Origin of the sequence: Fibrobacter intestinalis, assembly GCF_900167415.1 — a bacterium.
Taxonomy (GTDB): Bacteria; Fibrobacterota; Fibrobacteria; order Fibrobacterales; family Fibrobacteraceae; genus Hallerella; species Hallerella intestinalis.
The window spans coordinates 1-17759 of the sequence record NZ_FUWU01000062.1; the positions used below are offsets into that span (position 1 = coordinate 1).

14 protein-coding genes and 2 tRNA genes are annotated in these 17759 nt (G+C 49.1%); 9 read left to right on the forward strand and 7 right to left on the reverse strand.

Annotation, left to right across the window (positions count from 1 at the left end; all coding sequences use genetic code 11):
- Positions 1-351 precede the first annotated feature (351 nt).
- The 6 genes from B5D40_RS12920 to B5D40_RS12945 all read left to right on the forward strand — a co-directional run bounded on the left by B5D40_RS12920 (position 352) and on the right by B5D40_RS12945 (position 8371).
- On the forward strand, positions 352-4443 hold the full coding sequence (locus B5D40_RS12920) for a RecQ family ATP-dependent DNA helicase (protein ID WP_143394308.1): 4092 nt from the start codon (positions 352-354) through the stop codon (positions 4441-4443).
- An 82-nt stretch (positions 4444-4525) separates the two neighbouring features.
- Positions 4526-5674, forward strand: coding sequence for an MraY family glycosyltransferase (locus tag B5D40_RS12925; RefSeq protein WP_073304656.1), 1149 nt, complete (start codon positions 4526-4528; stop codon positions 5672-5674).
- A 36-nt stretch (positions 5675-5710) separates the two neighbouring features.
- Positions 5711-6925, forward strand: a complete 1215-nt coding sequence (locus B5D40_RS12930) for a UTP--glucose-1-phosphate uridylyltransferase (protein ID WP_233134199.1) — start codon at positions 5711-5713, stop codon at positions 6923-6925.
- Positions 6926-6939: 14 nt separating this feature from the next.
- On the forward strand, positions 6940-7770 hold the full coding sequence (locus B5D40_RS12935; RefSeq protein WP_078777247.1) for a lysophospholipid acyltransferase family protein: 831 nt from the start codon (positions 6940-6942) through the stop codon (positions 7768-7770).
- Positions 7767-8234: a Smr/MutS family protein gene (locus tag B5D40_RS12940; protein ID WP_073304650.1), complete on the forward strand. Its 468-nt coding sequence runs from the start codon at positions 7767-7769 to the stop codon at positions 8232-8234. The genes B5D40_RS12935 and B5D40_RS12940 overlap by 4 nt, the downstream gene beginning before the upstream one ends.
- Positions 8235-8297: 63 nt before the next feature.
- A tRNA-Pro gene (locus tag B5D40_RS12945) sits at positions 8298-8371 on the forward strand.
- Positions 8372-8463: 92 nt separating this feature from the next.
- Here B5D40_RS12945 and B5D40_RS12950 read toward each other — a convergent pair.
- Positions 8464-9345 carry a WYL domain-containing protein gene (locus tag B5D40_RS12950; RefSeq protein WP_233134200.1) on the reverse strand — a complete coding sequence of 294 codons (882 nt, stop codon included), beginning with the start codon at positions 9343-9345 and terminating at the stop codon, positions 8464-8466.
- A 333-nt stretch (positions 9346-9678) separates the two neighbouring features.
- On the opposite strand from B5D40_RS12950, the gene B5D40_RS12955 reads away from it, so the two are divergent.
- The gene (locus B5D40_RS12955) at positions 9679-10107 is read left to right on the forward strand and encodes a hypothetical protein (RefSeq protein WP_078777249.1); all 429 of its coding nucleotides are present in this window, start codon (positions 9679-9681) and stop codon (positions 10105-10107) included.
- A gap of 101 nt (positions 10108-10208) precedes the next feature.
- Here the strand turns inward: B5D40_RS12955 and B5D40_RS12960 are convergent, their stop codons facing one another.
- Entirely contained in the window at positions 10209-11468 is a 1260-nt protein-coding gene (locus tag B5D40_RS12960) for an ammonium transporter (RefSeq protein WP_078777256.1), read from the reverse strand.
- Between the two features lie 75 nt (positions 11469-11543).
- Positions 11544-11885, reverse strand: a complete 342-nt coding sequence (locus B5D40_RS12965; RefSeq protein WP_078777250.1) for a P-II family nitrogen regulator — start codon at positions 11883-11885, stop codon at positions 11544-11546.
- A gap of 377 nt (positions 11886-12262) precedes the next feature.
- On the opposite strand from B5D40_RS12965, the gene ung reads away from it, so the two are divergent.
- On the forward strand, positions 12263-12931 hold the full coding sequence (gene ung / locus B5D40_RS12975; RefSeq protein ID WP_078777252.1) for a uracil-DNA glycosylase: 669 nt from the start codon (positions 12263-12265) through the stop codon (positions 12929-12931).
- Between the two features lie 39 nt (positions 12932-12970).
- Positions 12971-13043 (forward strand) — tRNA-Ala (locus B5D40_RS12980).
- A gap of 227 nt (positions 13044-13270) precedes the next feature.
- Here the strand turns inward: B5D40_RS12980 and B5D40_RS12985 are convergent.
- The 4 genes from B5D40_RS12985 to B5D40_RS13000 form a co-directional block, all read right to left on the reverse strand.
- A complete protein-coding gene (locus B5D40_RS12985) occupies positions 13271-13714 on the reverse strand; it encodes a hypothetical protein (RefSeq protein WP_078777253.1) in 444 nt (147 codons plus the stop codon).
- A 19-nt stretch (positions 13715-13733) separates the two neighbouring features.
- Entirely contained in the window at positions 13734-14246 is a 513-nt protein-coding gene (locus B5D40_RS12990) for a hypothetical protein (protein ID WP_078777254.1), read from the reverse strand.
- 85 nt (positions 14247-14331) lie between these two features.
- Positions 14332-17382, reverse strand: a complete 3051-nt coding sequence (locus B5D40_RS12995) for an FISUMP domain-containing protein (protein ID WP_143394309.1) — start codon at positions 17380-17382, stop codon at positions 14332-14334.
- Positions 17383-17484: 102 nt separating this feature from the next.
- A partial coding sequence (locus tag B5D40_RS13000) for an integrase core domain-containing protein (RefSeq protein WP_144319699.1) occupies positions 17485-17759 on the reverse strand: 275 nt, incomplete at its 5' end.

Sequence of the window (17759 nt, forward strand, 5' to 3'; positions counted from 1 at the left end):
CAAGAGAACGTGAGGATTATTGGGCTAACCAACAGATCTGACAGACTCCCTTATTAGCTTTGCCAAAATTTTCCAAGTTCAACTTGGGCGGGACAATCCCACATCAAGAATGTTGTTGCGCAGATTCAAAAGCGATTCGCTGACTTGATTTGTGGAAATGCTTCATTAGAATCCTTTGTCGTGGAGCATCCGGTAGAATTGGCTTATGCATTATCTGTTATTCACCTGCAAGAGAAGCGCTCTATTACACCGGCTTGGGTCCTGCGCAACTATCCCTATACGGAGAACATTCTTTTTTTATTGCGAAATAATCCATGTCATGAGCCTACATGCCCATATTGTTATGGGAAATTGGATGTCCGCAAAAAACTGAAAGAAATTTTTGGATACGATAGTTTTAGGACTTACGAAGGGGAACCTTTGCAGGAGAAGGCGGCTTCTGCTGCCGTCAACAATGAATCTATCTTGGCGATTTTTCCTACGGGAGGCGGAAAATCAATCACTTTCCAGTTGCCCGCATTGATGGCGGGAGAAAACTACAAGGGATTGACGGTCGTGATTTCGCCTTTGCAATCTTTAATGAAGGATCAGGTGGACAACTTGAATTCCAAAGGCATTGCGGACGCAGTCACCATTAACGGTTTGCTGGATCCTATTGAACGAGCAGAGGCAATAAAACGTGTTGAATCAGGCCTGGCTTCCATGTTGTACATTTCTCCGGAATCCCTGCGTTCTCGCACCATAGAAAAGCTTTTACTTTCAAGGCAGATCGCGCGATTTGTAATCGATGAAGCTCACTGTTTTTCCAGTTGGGGTCATGACTTTCGTGTGGACTACCTCTATATTGGAGATTTTATCAAAAAACTCCAGGAGCAAAAATCTGCCTTAAGAAAAATCCCTATTTCTTGTTTTACTGCGACGGCGAAACAAAAAGTGGTGCAGGATATTTGTGATTATTTCAAGAAGAAACTGGATCTTGATTTGAAAATTTTTGCCACGAAAGCCACTCGTGCAAATCTCACTTATCACGTCATTTATCAAGAAGATGACGTTCAAAAGTACAAGACTTTAAGATCCTTGATTGAGACCCAAAATTGCCCAACCATTGTTTATGTCTCTAGGACCAAGAAAACTCAGGAGTTGGCAGATAAACTGAGCAAAGACGGCTTTGTGGCTTTGCCTTTTAACGGAAAAATGGAAAGTCGTGAAAAGGTGGAAAACCAGGAAGCGTTCATTAGCGGCAAAGTACAAATTATGGTGGCGACGTCGGCATTCGGGATGGGTGTCGACAAGTCCGACGTGCAACTTGTGGTGCATTTTGAAATTTCTGATTCTCTGGAAAACTATGTCCAAGAAGCAGGCCGCGCGGGGCGCGATCAAAGCTTGCAGGCGGAATGTTATGTTCTTTTCAATGAAAATGATTTAGACAAGCATTTCTTGTTGTTGAATCAGACGAAACTCAGCTTAAGCGAAATACAGCAGGTCTGGCGAGCCATCAAGTCGCTGACAAAAAACAGAACGGTGCTCAAGCGTTCGCCACTCGAAATCGCAAGGGAAGCTGGATTCGAAAGTCCCAATGGCGACGTGGAAACCCGTGTGAAAACGGCCATTCTTGCTTTGGAAGAAGCTGGCTATATTGAACGCAAACAGAACTGCCCGCGAGTTTACGCAACCGGCATTCTCGCTTCAAATATGGAGGAAGCGCGTAATAAGATTACGGTTTCCAAAATGTTTGACGAAAAGCAAAAAGAGAACGCCATTAGAATTGTAAGCCTTTTGATTTCCGAACGAAGCGTATCCAAAGCAAAGGACGACGCGGCGGAATCCCGTATCGATTATATCGCCGACATCCTTGGCCTGGAATGCGGCGTAGTTCAGGAAACGGTTCAACTTCTGCGCGCCGAAAACATTTTGGCGGACTCCAAGGATTTGACCGCCTATATCAAAAAGGGCGATGGAGAAAACAAATCGAAGTTGGTTTTAAAACGGTTTGAATCCCTGGAAAATTTCCTCATATCCAAACTGAAAAACGGGAAATCCGTTTTCAATCTGAAGGAGTTGAACGAAGAAGCCTTGTCCAACGGTATCAAGAAAGCCAACGTAAAGGACATAAAGACAATTCTGTTTTTCTGGATGATCAACGGTCTTATCGAAAAGAACTATTGCTCCGACATTTGTACGAAAATCGAATTGAAGGTTTCCACGGACGAATTGACGAACGACTTCAACCGTCGCGCCAAATTTTCCCATTTCATTATCGATCAACTGTATCAAGCCAATTTGGATGCCGAAGCGGATTCCCGCAACGAAACCTTAATCCGGTTTTCCGAAAAGGAATTGCTGACGGCGTACGAAAATCAACCATCGATTTTTGAAAAGGATGCTGTTTCCTATAAGGAACTGGAGAAATCCCTCCTGTATCTTTCCAAGATAAACGCTTTGCAGTTGGAAGACGGTTTCCTCGTCCTTTACAATGCGCTTGAAATTCATCGAATTGAAAAGAGCAATTTAATCAAGTACAAAATCGACGACTACGAAAAGCTGAATCACTTTTACCAAATGAAGATGCAGCAAATCCATATTGTTGGCGAGTATGCTAACATGATGGTGCGTGACAGTAAACAGGCGCAAACTTTTGTAAGGGATTATTTTGCTCTGGATTACAAGATGTTCCTGAATAAGTATTTCAAGGGAAATCGTCTGGACGAAATAAACCACAATATTACGCCTGAGAAATACCATAAAATTGTAGATTCCCTTTCGAAACGTCAAAAGCAAATTATTGAAGATAAGAGCAGCCAGTATATTATGGTGGCCGCAGGGCCGGGGAGTGGGAAAACCCGCGTCCTTGTACACAAACTCGCTTCTTTGATGCTGTTGGAGGATGTGAAACACGAACAGTTACTGATGCTGACATTCTCTCGCAGCGCAACCATTGACTTTAAAGAAAAACTTCACAAGTTGATAGGCAACGCGGCTTCATTCCTGACCGCGAAAACATTCCATTCATACGCCTTTGATTTACTTGGCACCATGGGGAATTTGGATAAGGCAGGATCTGCTGTTGAAATGGCAGTCGCTAAAATCAAGAATGGAGAGATTGAACATAGCAAGATAACCAAAAAGGTCTTGGTCATTGATGAAGCTCAAGATATGGATGAGCACCAGTTCGCTCTTGTTCAAACCTTGATTGAAGAAAATGAGGATATGCGAGTCATTGCCGTAGGCGATGATGACCAGAATATTTTTGAAGGCGTCCATCAAAAATCGGGATCAAAGTCTGTAGATTTAAATCGTTTTGTAACTCTTTACAAGGCAAAAAAATATGAATTGGTCGAAAACTATCGCAGCATCAAAAAGGTAGTCGATTTCAGCAACGCTTTTGTCCAGGATATTCCCCATCGATTAAAAACAAACCCAATTCGAGCCATGTCTGATAGCGAAGGCGAGGTTAGGGTTCATAAGTTCGATTCGGCAAACATAGAATATCCTATCGTGGAACACATCAAAAAGAATCCTCCTCAAGGAAGCGTTTGTGTTTTGACCCAGACGAATGACGATGCGCTGAAAATGATGGCACTGTTAAATCACGAAAACATAAAGGCAAAGCTGATTCAAGATAGCGACGGGTTCTCGCTTTATGATTTGGTGGAATTCAGAAGTTTCATGAAATGGCTGTCCAGCAATGACAATCCTGTCATAGCTCCTGAAGAATGGAAATTTGCCATGGAAAAATGGCAACAGCATTATCAAAAAAGTTCTTTGCTGCCTATTTGTTTGAAGGCACTCCAGATTTATCAAAAGTATAACCATCGGCTTTATAGAAATGATTTGAAATTGTTTTTGATGGAATCTAGAATTTCTGATTTTGAACGAGGTGAAAAGAACGAAGTCGTGGTCTCTACAATTCATAAGGCAAAGGGCCGTGAATTTGATAGGGTTTACATGATGATTAAAGATTCAAGAGCAAGTTCTGAACAGAGGCGCCGCGAGTTGTATGTCGGCTTCACCCGTGCAAAGAAACAACTATATGTTTTCCATTGTTGTTCCTTCTTAGATAAGTATGCTCCTGCAGTAGTGGAAAAGGCAAAGTATTCAGAACCTAAAGAAATTATTTGCCAGTTTGGCCACAAGGATATGTGGCTGGACTACTCTTATGGAGAGACTACGGATGAAGGGGAAAACTTGAAAAAGAGAATTTTCAAATTGCGCAGCGGCGATACATTGAAGTTTTCTCATGATGGACTTTTTGATGCCAGCGATTCAAAGAATCCTGTGGCAAAATTGTCAAAGAGAGCTTTAGAAAAAATTTCTCATCTCCAGAATTTGGGTTATTCCATCAAAAGCATAAAAATCCGTTATGTGGTAGCGTGGCATAATAAGGAACGGGAAGATTTTTGTCCCATCATTTTGCCGGAAATAGAATTGGGAAAAATTTGCTAGTTCTATCGGCCTCGGCCTTTTTAGAGAATCCCATTTACAGATTCATCCCTATCCGAAACGACAACTTTTCTACATTTGGCGTATGCTTTGCGAATGGATCTATCATCTTACCGATATTCCTCTTTTTGACAGTCGCCTGTTCCGCGCTGGAATTGCGGCCTTGCTTTCGATTCTTCTCGTTCTCACCACCATGCCGCCCTACATCCGCTTTCTGCAAAAGACGGACGCGACTTCGGATTTTGATCAGAACAGCAAGTTCAAAGCTCCTCCCATCATGGGGGGCCTGCTTCTTGTTGTGGTCGTTGGCATTGTTTCTCTGCTGACCTGCAAATTGAACGGCTACACGATTTCCACTCTTCTGGTCCTCGTGGCGTTCAGTTCCGTTGGCGCTATCGACGACCTTGCAAAAGTCAAAACGAAACGGCTGATTGCGCAAGGGAAAGCGACAGCGGCCTCCTACATGGAAAAAGCCGACGGCATCTCCAGTTCCGTCCGGCTCGGCCTGTATTTTCTATTCAGCCTGATTATCGCCATTTTCTGCTACAAGTTCATTCCCGATCTGCGCGGGCATCTCACCGTTCCCTTCGTACCTGTCGATGTTTTTCAAATCCACCTGCCGAACTGGGCTTTCATCGGATTCATGACCTTCGTCATTGCGGCTACGGCAAACGGCACGAACTTTACCGATGGCCTGGACAGCCTCGTCTCGGTTCCCATTCTCACAAGCATGGTTTTTGTCGGCGTCGTCGCCTATGTGTGCGGGAACTTCATTTTCAGCAATTACTTGAATATGCCCTTCCTGCCCGGCTGCGACGAACTTTTCCCGCTGGCCACGTCCATCGCCGGAGCGCTTCTCGCTTATCTCTGGTTCAACAGTCCCCCTGCGGAAATTTACATGGGGGACGCGGGTTCCGTCGGTTTTGGAGCCGCCATCGGTATCATGTTCATTCTGGTGCAAGCCGGACTCTTTCTCCCACTCGTTTGCATCATCATCATTGCGGAAGCGTGCTCCGTCCTGCTCCAAATTTCCTGGTTCAAAGCCACCAAAAAAATGTCGGGAGAAGGAAAACGCCTGTTTCTCTGCGCACCCCTCCACCACCATTACCAAAAAAAATGGGACGGGCATTTTGCAAGCAAGCCCCTGATGAACTCCAAAATCGTCTGGAGAATGCACTTGGTCAGCATCTTTGCGCTCATCGTCAGTTTCGTCATTTTCTTTGGCATCCGTTAAAGCGAAAATCCTATGTCCCCTATCGATTTTGATTTTTTGAAAAAGCTCTACTCCCGTTTTGCGGACTCCCCCAAGGACAATTCCGAAACGGATAAGGAAAAAATCCAGCCACTCCCTTTCACCATGGCCGATGAGGACCAGCGTCGGGAAATGTGGGAAGAAACGGGCAATCTGCTTTTGAAACAAGGCGCTGTCGCCGCTTTCACTTTGGCCGGCGGGCAGGGTTCTCGCCTCGGATTTGAAGGTCCCAAGGGCGCATTCGATTTCGGGCTTCCCAGCCACGCGACGCTTTTCCGATTGCAGGCCCGGCGACTCATGAATCTCGGAGCCAAAGCGGGAAAGCCCATCCCTTGGGCTATCATGACCTCTCCGCTCAACCGCGAGGCAACCGTCCAGCATTTTGAAGAGCATTCCTATTTCGGATACAACCGCGACTACATCCGCTTTTTCGACCAAGGAATGCTGTGCGCATTAAAGCCTGACGGCACGCCCCTGCAAGACGAAAACGGCGACTATGTAGAAGCTCCGGACGGAAACGGAGGCTGTTTCCGCGCGCTCGCCGCCAGCGGAACGCTCGCCTGGTTTGTGGAAAAAGGCGTTCGATTCCTCTTCCTCTGCAACGTAGATAATGCGCTCGTCAAAATGGCCGATCCGATTTTCATCGGGGCACTCGCCACCAGCGGCCTTCCTTGCGCCGCCAAGGTCGTCCACAAAAAGAGCGCGGACGAAAAAGTCGGCATCTTCGCCAGCCGCAACGGCAAACCCTGCGTTTTGGAATACTCGGACATTTCGGACGCATTAAGAACGGCGACCAACGCCGACGGCTCTTTGCAATTCGACGGGGGAAACACGGGAATGTATCTTTTCCGCATGGACGCCCTCCGCAAAATTTCCACACAGGAACTCCCCTGGCACGCCGCCCGAAAGACTGTCGCTGGCGTCGCAAACTGCTGGAAATTTGAACAGTTCCTGCTGGACGCCTTTCCCTTCCTCGGCAAGATGTTCCTTTTCGGCGTGGAACGCGAAGACGAATTTGCGCCCATCAAAAACGCCTCCGGCAACGATTCCCCGGAAGTCGCCCGCAAATGGCTGGGAAAACTCCACCGCTTCTGGTTGGAAAAAGCAAAAGTCCGGACAAAGCCGGGAATGCTCTACGAAATTTCCCCGCGCCTCACCTACGCCGGCGAAAACCTTTCGCAGGAAGTTTTTGACCGAGAACTCGGACGCGGCATTTTTGAATTCCCCGCCTGACCGCCCTTTTTCCCATGTTCTTCGCTTACAAATTTTTCCTCCTGCTCTTGCTCTATATGCCAAAGCCGGTGGAAAACCTTTTGTTTGCCGTCCTTTACCCCGCCTACAAAGCGACCCACCAAAAACGCGCATGGGGGCGTGTTCAACGGCACTTGCAAAACACCCGGATGGACGCGCGCACCTGTCCGCGGAAAGTCTTTCACTCCCTGTACACCAACTATCTGCAAAGCCTGCGCTACCTTTGCCGCTTGCCCAGCGCCATTCAAAAAGTCCATTTCGAGAACGAAGAAATCATCCGGAGACCGTTAAAGGACGGCACGCCCCTCGTCGCCCTCGGCATTCACCAGGGTGCTTTCGAAATGATGCACCGCGTCCTGACTCGCTATTCCAACCACGTCTATCTTTTTACTCACAGTTTCAAGGACAAAGCCCTCACCCGGCTTCTGCACCGGATTCGCGGCACCCAAGGCCTAGAAGAACGGGAAACCTCTTCAGTCGCACACACCCTGCGGGAATTCCTCAAAAACCGTGGCATCCTCGCCATGCTGATCGATCAGGCCGAAGACTCTCGCGGGCTCCCCGTGCAAATTCTTGGCCAGCCAGCGGAAATTTTTCTGCGGCTTCCCCTCAAAGCGATGGAATTAGGTGCTGGAATCGTCACATTCCGGACTTTTTTCGAAAACGGCAAACACATCGTCCGTTTTGAAAACTATTATTTGCCACGCTCACCCGCAGCGGAAGTAACCGGAAAAATTGCGGAAGAAGTTTCCCTGTGGATTTCGGAGCACCCCGAACAGTGGACTTGGAATTATCACCGTAATTTTAGCATAGGACTTGCAAAATGAGCGAAAACCTGAACGAAATCGAAAAAATGCAGCTCGCCTGGATGGATATGCACCCCATTCAGGACAAGGACGGCATCATCGAAGAAGCCAAAGCCGAAGAAGAAAAGAAAAGGGAACAAGTCAAGAAATTCAAACCGCGGAAAAATCCGGCAGCGTGGAACTTCCCCGAACCGGAACAGGAGATAGACCTGCACGGCTATGTCGCCGAAGAAGCGGCGGCGGCTGTCGAAAATCTGATGGAAGGAATGCGGCGCGCCGGCCTTTCCGTTCTCCGCATCATCCACGGCGGCGGAAATCCCGAATACGGAAATGTCAAACGCATCATCGACCAAAAAGTGGCGACGGTCTGGCGGCACAAAGTCTCTTTTTACAAAACGGAACCGAACAATTCCGGATCCAGCATCATGAAAATCAACCGCACCGACACTTTCAATGTCATTCCTCGGGACAGAAGACGCAAATAGTTCACTTTTTTTCCGATTACCCCTTGCGATTTCCCCTAAAATTTGCTAAAATAGGGGCGACCTCGGAATATAGCTCAGCCTGGTAGAGCGCTTGCTTCGGGAGCAAGAGGTCGTGGGTCCGAATCCCGCTATTCCGATAAAAGAACCGTCACAAGGCGGTTCTTCTTTTTTGTCCCGATTTCCATAGAATCGACAGCGTTTCAAACACCTCCACTCTCCCCAGCCTGTATCAAGCTTTTCGATAAAGCACCATCGCCTTTTGAAAACGCGTTAAAAACCACTCGCGAAGGGACTGCGGCGAAAGGATCTCCGCATTCTCCAGGAACTGCGGAAAATAAATCTGGGCGAGCTTCTCGGAACACTGAAAACGGTAAACGCCATCCAGGCCCTCTACCGGCTCAAATTGCGGACGGTTGGTCACGGCGCGCCGGAGCAAATCGATTCCCGTTTCATTCAAGCGAACTAGCACTTCTTTTCCATAGCAAAGAAAGGGATCAAAATGTTCCCGGAAAAGTTCCGCCTGTTTAGAGAGAGCGAACGAGGACTGGTGAAACGCTTCGCTTTTCAGATCCGCCACAACGCTTTTCATGTGGGAAATCCGCAGCGCACGAAACGGCTCCGAAACCCGATTCGCCTCTTCGCAAACAACCAGATATGCCCGAACCCGAGACGGAGAAAACGCGACAAAACAAGGCGAAACGTGCAAAACGGCATCCCGATACCCGATAAAAAGATTTTCCTTGGCTTCGATAGCGGCATTCACTTTCTGCAACAAGTCCCGCTGCAAAAAACATTCCCGATCCCCGCGCGAAAGATTCACGTATTCTTCAAAGTAATGCCGGCAAAGAGTTCCCTTTTTAAAGTTCCTTTCTTGGGCAAAGCGAAGAAAATCCGCATTTTCCTTGCGGACATAAAATTGCAACGGCGGACAGTTCTTGTAAAGTTCCTCGGAAGATTCCCCTTTGCGCATCGGCTCCAGCTCTGGAAAGCGGGCGATAATCCGATTGCAAAGTTCCCCCAGCCCGCGCAGTTTATAATCCTGCACGTCCATTTCCAATTGGGAACGCACCAAAGGCGACACAAAGACTTTGATTTTAAGAGATTCCTGCATGATTCAAATATACGCAGAAAAATAAAGCCGCCGCAAAACAAAAAAGTTCCAGGTGCAAAAAGAAAATCGCCAAGAATCGATGAAAACAAAAGAAACGAGCAAAAAGAAAGTTCCACTGGCGAAAAGGGCCTTCCCAAAGCATTGCCCTAGGGAAAGAGTAGTTTTCAGTTTTCAGTTTTCAGTTTTAACTCTTAACCGGTTGCTGAGCCTGTCGAAGCATTCACCAAAGCAATTTTTAGAGAAAGCCCACTGCGCCCTCGCAAGGCACCACTTTTTTCCGTTTGACAGGCTTTGACAAGAAAAAAAAATATATTTGTCAAAAAGGAGAAGTCCATGCCTATTTTTCAAAAATCCATTTCTCTTCTGCTGTTGCCGGCATCTATCCTTCTTTCCAGCTGTACCAATTGGTCCAGCGAAAGCGCCCAAGCAACCATCGTGCCCGGAGAAGATTTCGCCATTGTCGACGCCTACTACAATTCTTCTTATTACTCCAACTTCACCTTGGTTGTCAAAAATATGCAAAATCGAGCGCTTCCCCATTTTTATATGGACTATTTCATCTTTTGCGAAGCTGACAATTACAAGGATTACGGCACGACTTCTTTTTCCCTCAATTCCAACGAACAGGAAACTACGGATTTTTATCTGCGAAGCGAATCCCGTCCCTGTACATTTACCATTACCGCCATCCGCCCCTATTCGCTATCCGATTCCGAATACACCGACTGGACAGGCAACTATGTCATTCCTATTGGGGGATGACAATTCCTACGCATTGTAACATTTTCATCAAAGCGCTCCATTTTTCCCATGACAAAAGGCACCCGCTTACGCAGATGCCTTTCTTAAAAAATCCAAACCGATTAAGTGTTGCTGAAAATTTGGAATCCGCCGTAGGATTCTTGTCCATGTTCGGAAAGATCCAGTCCACGAAGTTCTTCTTTTTCGCTCACCCGCAGACCGATGGTCTTCTTGATGGCAAGGAAAATAATGGCAGCGCAGAGGAAACACGGAATCGCATAAGCGACAACGCCGATGAGCTGCGTCAGAACGCTGAATCGTCCCGTGTAATCGAAGATGCCGACAGCGAGAGTTCCCCAGACGCCATTGACCAAGTGGACAGAGAGGGCACCAACGGGATCGTCCAAGCGCATTCTATCAAAGAAGAACACGGAGAAGACAACCAGCACTCCAGCAATCGCCCCGATAATCCAGGAACTCATGGGAGTCACCGTATCGGCTCCAGCGGTAATGGCGACAAGTCCCGCAAGGCATCCGTTCAAAGCCATCGTGGCATCGGGCTTCTTCGAAAGAATCCAGGAGGTCGCCGTGGCCGTAATAATGCCAGCGACTGCGGCCAAGTTCGTCGTCACCAGAATGAGGGAAGTATCGAAAGGATTTCCGGAAAGAGCGGATCCACCGTTGAATCCCCACCAGCCGAACCACAGGATGAACGTTCCTATCGTAGCAAGCGGGATATTGTGAGCGGGAATCGCATGGGACTTGCCCTTGGAATACTTGCCCAGACGCGGTCCCAAGATGATGACGCCCGCAAGAGCCGCCCAGCCGCCAACGGAATGCACCAGTTCCGAACCCGCAAGGTCGTGGAAGCCGAGCTTCGAAAGCCAGCCACCGCCCCACACCCAGCTTCCCACTATCGGATAAACGAAGGCGACATAGAGAAGCGTAAAGACCAGGAAAGAGCTAAGCTTAATGCGCTCCGCGACAGCCCCCGAAACGATTGTCGCCGCGGTAGCCGCAAACATCGCCTGGAAAAGCCAGTCCGAAAAGAGGGTAAAGTGCCCGTTGTATTTGCTGGTGAAGCTTTCCGGATTCAACCAATCACCGATTCCAAAACCGGCAAATCCAAGGATCCCATTGAACTCGCCCGGATACATCAGGCCAAAGCCGACAAGGGCATAGACCGTAATGCCAATCGCCGGAACCGCGATGTTCTTAAAACAGATGTTGGCACTGCTTTTGGCGCGGCAAAGCCCGGATTCCACACAGGCAAACCCGAGTCCCATGATGAACACAAGCATCGCACTGATCATAATCCAGATGTTTTCGCTCATAAAGACGGAATAGTCCGCTCCGCCCGTAATGACGGAGCAATCTCCCATCAGAACGCTTCCATCGCCACAAGCACCCGTTACCTTTTCTGCAATCGTATTGAGTGTATCTAGCATTTTGACTCCTTAGCCGATAGCGGCTTCTCCGGTTTCACCCGTGCGAATACGGATGCATTGTTCCAAGTTTTCGACGAAAATTTTTCCATCGCCGATGTTTCCCGTTCTGGCGCCCTTGATGATGGCGTCGATGCAGGGCTGAACGAACTCGTCGTTCAAAGCGATTTGCAGACGAACTTTCTTGAGCAGCTGCACTTCGGTTTCTGTGCCACGGTATGTGGACGTGTAACCTTTTTGCTGGCCGCACCCGAGCACGTTGGTAACGCTCATCTTGTATATCTGCGCTTCGCAAAGAGCTTCCTTGACGGCGCCGAGTTTTTCAGGTTGAATGTATGCGGTGACGACTTTCATGTTTTATTCTCCAGTGTTCGAAAAGATCGGAGGACCTTTCCGCAGGGAGAAAAGCAAAAGATATGCCAAACACATCAAATGGCGAAATTTCACGAAAAACACAAAACTCAAAAAAAGCGCCCCTCTTTTTTACAACAAAAATGTTGAACGATATAGACAAAAACGTCAAGAAGGAAAGTTCAAGCGAAAGCGTAAGAACAGCGACTTCGGGAATTTCTCGGACAACAAGCGAAGTTCGAGAAAAGAATATTTCCAGTAATCAGTGACTACTGGTCGCCAGCCTCTCTTGTAATACATTTTTGTAGTCAAAAGCTAGTTCTACTTCTATTCCCGCATCATCGCTCTTTATACACAGCAAAACATTCTATTTTTTACTTATGATAAAATTAGATCCTACATGGCTCGAACTTCTCCAAGACCAGTTTGATATGCCCTACTTTCAGCATTTGAAACAGACCCTGATCGAAGAGAAAAAGAAATTCGTCATCTACCCTCCAGGCTCTAAAATTTTTGCCGCCCTCGACGAATGCCCTCTGGACAAAGTCAAAGCGGTCATTATCGGACAAGACCCCTACCACAATCCCGGCCAGGCAAACGGCCTCTGCTTTTCCGTCGCCGACGGCGTCGCTCCCCCGCCATCCCTTGTCAATATATTCACGGAGCTGCATGACGACCTGAACATTCCCATGCCTCAAAGCGGCAACTTGGAAAAATGGGCAAGGCAAGGCGTTCTTCTTTTGAATGCCAGCCTTACCGTCCGTGCGCACCAGGCGGCCTCGCATTCTCAAATCGGCTGGCAGCAATTTACCGACACCATTATCCAGCGCCTGTCCGAAAGAAAGGAAAATCTGGTTTTTCTCCTTTGGGGAAGCTTCGCCATCCGGAAAAAGATGCTCATCGCTCCGCATCGCGGGCATTTCGTTTTGGAAGCACCGCACCCCAGTCCGCTCTCCGCCTACCGAGGATTTTTCGGCTGCAAGCATTTTAGCCGGGCAAACGCCTTTTTAAAAAGCAAAGGAATTGCGGAAATCGACTGGACACCTTGACAAATCGAACAAGATAAGATATATTTGATGCGCCGAATCGGGGATATAGCTCAGTTGGTAGAGCGATAGGTTCGCAATCTATAGGTCAGGGGTTCGACTCCCCTTATCTCCACGCAAAAGACCCAGAACATTCTGGGTCTTTTTTTAGGGGGAATTCTAGTCCTCCAGCAGACGCCCGCTTAAAAATTTTCTTTTTTTAGAATCCGGGAATTCGAATAGTCCCTTCCGGGAACGCTTCAACTATGGGATCAGAGATTTCAACTTTTAGGGACGCTTTGCAGTCCGCAGGAATTTCGAAATCGGTTGCCGAACTCGTCGAGGCATCAGTCAGTGAGCCAGTCAGTCGGTCGGAACCCCCTCCCTCCTTGCATCTTTGCCATAACGGAATTTCCTGCTTTCAACTAAACTCTGACTATTCAGATGCCATCGATTCTTATTCGGGCTTATGCTGTGAACGATCGGGACAAAGAGCCACGGCTTGTTTTCGTTGTAGAGGATTTGCGTCTCGCTCATGCCGAGGACCAGATTGCCGAGGTTGAGTTCGTAGCGGTGCGCATACAGATTGCGGTCGTTGGTATTTTTGCGGCTCATACTGTTCTTGTCGATGCGAAGGTCGCCGTAGAGGCTGATGACCGAGAGCGGGCCGACGTGAAATTCAAATGAAAGCGTGTTGTAGAGAAGGGCGAACTGGTTGAGCGTCAGGTTGTTGAAGTAGCCCGGACCGAAATGGAAAACGTCTCGGGCGAGCATCAGGCGTCCGAATCCCATGTTGATGGCGAACATCCCGCGGTAACGCGCATAGCTAGCTAGCGTATTCCACGCCGCTGTTGTTTTCCTCTTTTTGAAACTCGACGAATTCGCCGTCAAAGGATTTCGGATAGTCCGCGCTGTGGTTTTCCATGTAGATCCTGGCATCGAGCATAAACTCTACGGAATCGCGGTAGCCGCGCAGGTAGATTCCCCCGTCGATTCCGGGCCAGATCGTGTCGCCGAGACGTTCGCCGCCGCGGTAATCGATACCGCCGACGAGGCTTGCCGCTATCGCCTGTTTTTCATCTTGGTAGCCGAGCAGTGCGCGCTTTTCGCTTTGCGCAAAACCTTTCCGAAAGCCGGTGTCGCGCCGCGGGTAGTAGAAAACCTGTTTCGAGCCGGAGACCGTTTCGCGGTGATATTCGAAAAGGAGCGGGGTCGTTTCGAGTGTTCTTAGGTTGCGGCTACGCTCGGCGGAAAAAAACGGCGAAGCGGCGTACGGCGCTGTAAAAAGAAGTGCGGTAAGGAGAAGGGCCGCTTTGGTAAGGCGATTGGAAAACAACATTTGGAAAATTTAGAAAATTAAAAAATCGCCTAGACGGTTTTCACGTCTAGGCGATTTGTGTCGCATAAAAATGACCGGGTGGCGGCTAGTCCTTGACGCAACGAACGAAGAGTTTGTCGTTTTTGTTCTTGTGTTCCATTGTCTCGACTTTTTTTGTTGAGACCGTTACGACTTCCGCATATCTTTTTTCGCAGTCCGACCGGTTAAGATCGGAATTGGGCGCACATCCTGCTTGGACTTGTGATTCGTTATAGCGAGACGACGTCCAGTACACCTTGGAGTCTAGGCTCAAACCGAGCGTATTGCAGGATTCCGTATTGGTCTTTGAATACCCGCAATCCCTTAGGGCCTTCACTTCGGCTAAATCGCGTTCAGTGCTTCCTATAATCGGGTTGAATCCAAAGATGGCGGCGGTAGAGTTGAGGAGATCGTCCCAGTCGGATGAAGAAGGTATGTGCCATCCTTGGGGACAGATTCCCCGGGTGGGCTTCGTAGTTTTTGTGGCATTGCCGTATCCCGCTTTGTTGGCGGAGCTGGAAAAAGCAGCGATAGAGTCAATTGCATCTGACCAGTAATATCGGTATCTGCCGTATTTTGTGCTATAGCGCAAGTCGTCTGCCATCCATGTCTTTCCGCCAATTGTGACGACGGGATATCTGTTATTGTCCCTTTCGTCTGTTATGTAGTCCTGCATTTTCCAGCTGCAGACGTTGCTTGCGCAGGAGCACTTGTATAGCATATATTCGAAAGTTTCGGCGTAATTTTCGCCTTTTCCCAAAAAGTGGCTTCCGGAAATAGCTTCGAAGCAGACGCCGCCAATCGCGATTTCTGCCGCGCTGGCTTTGCGGAACGTTTTGCCGTCACACACGTAACCGTTCGTTAGCTCGTTTTGCTTGGTCGGGTTGCAGACGTATTCTGTGGCGAGTTCCGCCGTAGAGGCCACTCTCCACCTGTAATTGGAGTTGGTTTTATCGCATGCATAGCCGTTTTTGACGGTCAGGTACAGGGAGTCGTTGCAGAATTTCCTTGTCGCTCTTTCTCCGGCATCCGGTTCTCGCCAATCCGACGCCCTGGAGTCGCAGATGTAAATATCTTCTCCGTGGATGTCCATATACGGCTGCTTGACTGCATCATACGAGGAATAGACAGAGTCTCCATAGGCACTATTGTCGGCCTTATGCTTGCAGAGTCTCTGTGTCTTTATTTCTGCGGTTGTCGGCTTTCTCCAGGAGCCGGAGCCCCTTTCGCATATGTAATCGTGGCCAAACCGCATTACCCAAGGCAATTGGTATGTATTAACTGAGGAAGCATCACGCCTTCGGACGGAATCCTTGCCGCATATATATCCCTTTTCCTCGCCTTCTTTTATCGTCCTGAAACCGTAAGATGTCGATGAAGTCTTTTCGCATACATATCCTTTGCTCACTCTGTAGAGGCTGTCCTTGATACACACGAAACCGTTCGCTTTTTCCCCGGCGTCCGCTTCTCGCCACAAACTATCCTCGCACACGAATCCGTTGTGGACCTTGTTGTCCTGAAGCTTTGCCGTACAAATCTTTCCGTTGGCGATTTCTCCGGCGCTCGCATGCCGCCATACGGAGCAGTCGGAAATGGATAGTTCGCCATCAAAATACTTCATCATCAGCGAATCGTCCGATTCTGCGCATTTTTCGAATCCTACGTCGATTTCGTTCTGGGTCGTGTCCGGATTCACGTAGGATTTACATACCCATCCCTTGAGGAGCGTGTCGCGGATTGCCCACGAGCAAGTTCTCCCGGTCGCCAGCTCGCCAGCGCTTGCGTTTTCCCACTTCCCGGACTTGCAGGTTTTTTTCTTCTCCGTAGAGACGACGCCTTCTGTCGCTTCGTTGCAGGCTGCCCCCATCTCGATTTCGCCTTCCGTCGCTTCGCGCCACTCGCCATCGAGGCAGAGGTTGTTTCCGACGACTTTCGCGTTCAGGTTGTTTGTGCACGGTACGCCGTCCGCGAAGGCGTACTTGCTCTCGCTTTCCCACTTGCTCTCGTCGCATACGAACAGGCTGTCGAAGCTTTTCAGGTTGTAGTTGGTCTCGCGCCGTACGCTGTCTTGGAGAGTTCCGTCGCATGTGCCGAGGAGGGATTTCGTGAGGAGGTTCCACGTACTCCCGTCGCATACGAACAGGCTGTCACCCTTCTCCATGTGCGGGTTTGGCTCGACGGATACGCTGTCGATGTTCTCCGCCGTGCATTCCCCGAGACCGCTTCCTTGGACGGGGTCCCAGTCGTTCCTTGACGCGTCGCAGACATACCAGTTGAGTGTATCGCCGTTGAGCTTTTCCGTGCAGAGCCTGCCCGTCGCAGCCTCGCCCGCGGTGGCTACGCGCCACTTCTTGCCGTCGCAGACGTAACTAGAGTCCGTCGCTGTCGCGAAGAGCCCGACTGTGCGGAACGGGTTCACTTCCTTAGCGACTTCGCCTTCGAGCTTCTCCGTGCACTTCTTGAGCGAGGACGATGTGTCCTTCGTCCATACCGTGTCCTTGCAGATATAGAATGCCACCGTATCTCCATTTATGGACTTGTCGCAGAGAAGCCCTGTGGCCTTCTCTGCCGCACTGGCCGGTCTCCAACTCTTGCCGTTGCAGACGTATAGCGGAAGCTTCTTGTCCGCAGAATCTGCCGCAAACATCCCGTAGATGTTTGCCGCGCACACTTTCTTCGTCGCCTTTTCTACACCGGTCGCCTCTTGCCAGAGCGAATCCCTGCAGACATAGACCTTGGTGTTCTTTTTGCCGCCGCTCGAATCGGTCACGAACGTCCCCTCGTTGTTTTTCGCACAGATTGCTTTCGCCGCCTTTTCCGCTGCGGTCGCCTCGCGCCAGAGCGTTCCCGCGCAAATATACGTCTTCGGCTTTTTGCCCGTTGTGTCGTCTGCGAGACGTCCGTCTATTTTTTTGACGCATACGCGCCCTAGCGCCTTCTCGGTGTCTGTCGCAGGAGTCCAGGATGAATCCTTGCATGCGAAGGTCGTCCCGTAGGAGTCGAGACCCTTGTTGCCCTCCCGTCTGATTGCCCCCTCTCTTGCAAGCGAGTCCGTACAGGTTCCGACGCTTGGCTGGGGAGTCCACGTCCCGGAAGTGCAGGTGTAATCACCGTTCATCTCTTCGACAAAGTAGGTGTCACCCTCGAACGCAGAAAGGCATGTCCCTGTCCCGCCCAAGTTGAACTTGGAAAATTTTGGCAAAGCTAATAAGGGAGTCTGTCAGATCTGTTGGTTAGCCCAATAATCCTCACGTTCTCTTGTCGCATTATACAATTTTGTTCTTCGTTCTGCAAGTCGTTCCTCCATCTTTCCTGCGAAAACCTCGTCAGGAGTCAGGAATCCGATTGCGGAATGTAGCCGTTCCGAGTTGTAGTAATTGATCCAGTCCGACATTTTCCTCTTTGCATCGGAATAGTCCTGGTAAGCGTCACGACGGACTTCCTCCGCCTTGAGGGTCTTGTGAAAACGTTCCACTTTCCCGTTGCTTTGCGGAT